Below are 4,023 nucleotides of genomic sequence, written 5' to 3' on the forward strand. Positions count from 1 at the left end.
ACAAACATCTTTGGGAATGTTCCCATTAATAATAAAATAACAGACTGAGTCAGTTTGAAACGTCAACATTGTTGACAACAGATGAATGAGAATCCAATTAGGGTGGACATGGATATGAGTAAGATTGCGAAACAAGAAGTGGAGCGTCTGATAGAACTGGTTGGTGGTCGCGACAACATCGCGAGTGTAAGCCACTGCCTAACGCGCCTTCGCTTTGTACTAAACGATACCGCTAAAGCCGATGAAAAAGCATTGGAAGCACTGCCACTAGTCAAAGGCTGCTTTACTAATGCAGGCCAATTTCAAGTGGTCATTGGTACTGAAGTTGATGAAGTTTATAAGGTGCTGATTGAACTTTCTGGCAAGTCAGAAGCTTCGAAAGATGAGTCTAAACAAGCAGCTCGTCAAAACATGAACTTCCTAGAGCGTGGTATTTCCCATCTTGCTGAAATCTTTGTACCACTGCTTCCTGCCATTATCACTGGTGGTTTGATCCTTGGTTTCCGTAACGTTATTGGCGACATCAAGATGTTTGATGGTCAGTCACTGACAGAGATCAGCCAGTTCTGGGCAACAGTTCATAGCTTCCTATGGCTGATTGGCGAAGCGATCTTCTTCTTCCTACCTGTTGGTGTTTGTTGGTCAACGGTGAAAAAGCTCGGCGGAACGCCAATTTTGGGTATTACCTTGGGTGTTACCTTGGTATCGCCACAGTTAATGAATGCGTATCTGATCGGTAAACAGGTGCCAGAGGCTTGGGACTTCGGTCTATTTGTGATTGAAAAAGTCGGTTATCAAGCTCAGGTTATTCCGGCCATGTTAGCGGGTATCGCTCTTGCGTTTATTGAAACCAACCTTAAGCGTATTGTTCCATCGTACCTTTACCTTGTTGTCGTGCCTTTCGTATCAATCATTCTATCTGTAGTACTCGCGCACTCTTTAATTGGCCCGTTTGGTCGCGTGCTAGGTGATGGTGTGGCATTTGCGGCTAAAGCGGCAATGACAGGCGACTTCGCTGTCATTGGTTCTATGGTGTTTGGCTTCCTTTATGCACCACTGGTTATTACGGGTATTCACCACACGACTAACGCCGTGGATCTTCAATTGATGCAAGACTTAGGTGGCACGCCAATTTGGCCTCTTATTGCTCTATCAAATATCGCGCAAGCGTCAGCAGTAGTGGGCATTATTATTATCAGTAAGAAACATGGCGAGCGTGATATTTCAGTTCCTGCGGCTATCTCTGCCTACCTAGGTGTTACAGAACCAGCGATGTACGGTATTAACTTGAAGTACAAGTTCCCAATGCTAAGCGCAATGATTGGTAGTGCGATTGCTGCAGCGATTTGTGGTAGTGCAGGCGTAATGGCGAACGGTATTGGTGTCGGTGGTCTACCGGGTATCTTATCTATCCAACCACAGTTCTGGGGTGTGTTTGCAATCGCGATGCTCGTGGCTATCGCAGTCCCAGCAGCGTTAACACTGTTCTTCTATAAGCGTGCTCAAATGAAAGGCGAGCTAGAGCCTGCCAGCGCTTAACCTATCTTATTTCGGAGCGGCGGTCTGTCGCTCCTTTTTCAAAGTTTTTATTTTTTGGTAAGTGAGTTTAGAAATGACAACAATCGCTAATGATTCTAATTGGTGGAAAACCGCTTCAATCTATCAAATCTATCCGAAAAGCTTTTGCGACAGTGGTAGTAAAGGGACAGGTGATATTCAAGGCATCATTTCTAAGCTTGATTATCTTAAGTTGCTAGGTGTCGATGCGATTTGGTTAACACCGGTTTACCAATCGCCAATGATTGATAATGGCTACGATATTTCAGATTACTACGCGGTTAACCCAGACTTCGGCACCATGGAAGACTTCGACCAATTGCTTGCAGAAGCGCACCAGCGTGGTATCCGTATTATCATGGATATCGTCGTTAACCATACCTCGACAGAGCATAAATGGTTCCAGTCAGCATTAGGGGACAAAAATAGCCCTTACCGTGATTACTACATCTGGAAAGATCCTGTTGAGGGTGATATTCCGAATAACTGGCAATCAAAGTTTGGTGGTAGCGCTTGGGAACTTGATGAAAACACAGGCCAGTATTTCCTCCATCTGTTTGCAAAAGAACAGGCGGATCTGAACTGGGAAAATCCAGCAGTACGAGCTGAAGTGAAAGAGGTAATTAGCTTCTGGGCAGAGAAGGGCGTTGATGGCTTCCGCTTAGATGTGATTAATCTGATTTCGAAGCAGCAAGATTTCCCAAGTGATGAGATTGGTGATGGCCGCAGTTTCTATACCGATGGCCCACGTGTGCACGAATATCTACAAGAGATCAGTGAAGCCGTGTTTCAGAAGTATGGCAGTGTCACTGTCGGTGAGATGTCTTCGACCACACTAGAGCACTGTCAGCAGTATTCTTCGCTCGATAACAAAGAGCTCTCGATGGTGTTTAACTTCCACCATCTGAAAGTCGATTATCCGAATGGTGATAAATGGACCAAAGCGCCGTTTGATTTTGCTCAGTTAAAGCAGATCTTTAACCACTGGCAGACCGGATTAAATGGTAAAGGTTGGGGAGCACTATTTTGGTGTAACCATGACCAACCGCGTGTGGTTAGTCGATTAGGTGATGACAAACTGTATCGCCTAGAGTCAGCAAAAATGCTTGCTGCGTCAGTACATATGATGCAAGGCACGCCATATATTTATCAAGGTGAAGAGATAGGTATGACTAACCCAGGATATACCTCAATCGACCAGTATCGTGATGTAGAAAGCACTAATATGTACGATATTATGGTCAATCAGCAAGGTGTTTCGCACCAAGATATGATGGCAATTTTAGCGCAAAAGTCGCGTGATAATTCTCGTACACCAATGCAGTGGAGCAGTGAGCAATATGCAGGTTTTTCGAAAGCCCAACCTTGGCTCGAGGTCGCGAGCAACTATCCAGAGATCAACGCTGACAAAGCGATCGAAGATAAAGACTCAGTGTTCTATTTCTACCAAAAGCTGATTCAACTGCGCAAAGAGATAGATGTGATCACTACCGGTAGTTACGTCGATCTCTACCCTGAACATGCTGCGGTATTTGGTTATCAACGTAAATCAGACAGCCAAACGCTAATCTGTTTGAATAACTACTATGGTGAAGAAACAGAGTGTGTGTTGCCTGCGGATTTCGATTATGAGCAAGCTCAGTACGTTTTGGGTAACTATGATCTCGAAGCAGAAAAGGTGTCACAGCATCAAGTTCTGCGCCCATATGAAACGCGCATTATTCTTTTAGATAATTTCTAGATAGCTAACCCCCCTAGTACCAACCAGAATAAATGCTTAGTCATCTAGTTGGTAGTCGCCCTGCTTTGCGGGGTTTTTTTATGCTTGTGAGAATAGAGAATAGAGAATAGAGAATAGAGAATAGAGAATAGAGAATAGAGAATAGAGAATAGAGACAAGGTTTGATTTGTTTTCGATAGGCGTAAAAAAACCAGCTCGATGAGCTGGTTTTCTGTATATGGTGGAGGGGGACGGATTCGAACCATCGAAGGCAGTGCCAGCAGATTTACAGTCTGATCCCTTTGGCCACTCGGGAACCCCTCCAGGGTGTTTCTATTCGTTTCAAGGAATAGCTTGAACAATGTTTTCCCAACACGTTATCCAAGTGTTTCTTACAATCTATCCAGAAGATAATCACAAGAAAAATATGGTGGAGGGGGACGGATTCGAACCATCGAAGGCAGTGCCAGCAGATTTACAGTCTGATCCCTTTGGCCACTCGGGAACCCCTCCAGGGTGTTTTATACTTAGGTAAATGCTTTCCCAACACATTACTCAAGTGCGGAGCGCATCATAGCAAAATCGCAAAAGCTGTAAAGCGTTTTCTTATAATTTTGAATTGAATGGTGTCTTTTTCGGCAAAGATGCTAGGAATTGACCATAAAGCTCAAACAATCAACGGCTTTACTTACACAATATTTCTCGCTCTTTACATTTGTTGACGTTCAAAATGGTAATTAGCGGAT

General features: G+C 44.2%; 2 protein-coding genes and 2 tRNA genes. 2 read left to right on the forward strand and 2 right to left on the reverse strand.

The genetic code is table 11. The annotated features are described in order from the left end of the window. Positions 1 to 114 precede the first annotated feature (114 nt). Positions 115 to 1,539, forward strand: a complete 1,425-nt coding sequence (treB, locus tag QTO00_RS15900) for a PTS trehalose transporter subunit IIBC (RefSeq protein WP_331425665.1) — start codon at positions 115 to 117, stop codon at positions 1,537 to 1,539. Between the two features lie 73 nt (positions 1,540 to 1,612). Next, positions 1,613 to 3,298 (forward strand): alpha,alpha-phosphotrehalase, encoded by a 1,686-nt coding sequence (gene treC / locus QTO00_RS15905; RefSeq protein ID WP_331425666.1) that lies wholly within the window; start codon positions 1,613 to 1,615, stop codon positions 3,296 to 3,298. 218 nt (positions 3,299 to 3,516) lie between these two features. On the opposite strand, the gene QTO00_RS15910 is transcribed toward treC, so the two are convergent. Continuing rightward, positions 3,517 to 3,601 (reverse strand) — tRNA-Tyr (locus QTO00_RS15910). Between the two features lie 104 nt (positions 3,602 to 3,705). After that, positions 3,706 to 3,790: transfer RNA gene (locus tag QTO00_RS15915), tRNA-Tyr, on the reverse strand. Positions 3,791 to 4,023 lie beyond the last annotated feature (233 nt).

The sequence above is a fragment of the Vibrio sp. M260118 genome (genome assembly GCF_036533755.1).
GTDB lineage: Bacteria > Pseudomonadota > Gammaproteobacteria > Enterobacterales > Vibrionaceae > Vibrio.

What these genes read in the sequence shown, in the direction of transcription:
- treC (WP_331425666.1), top strand. Translation starts at nt 1,613, where the DNA reads ATGACAACAATCGCTAATGATTCTAATTGGTGGAAAACCGCTTCAATC.
- treB (WP_331425665.1), top strand. Translation starts at nt 115, where the DNA reads ATGAGTAAGATTGCGAAACAAGAAGTGGAGCGTCTGATAGAACTGGTT.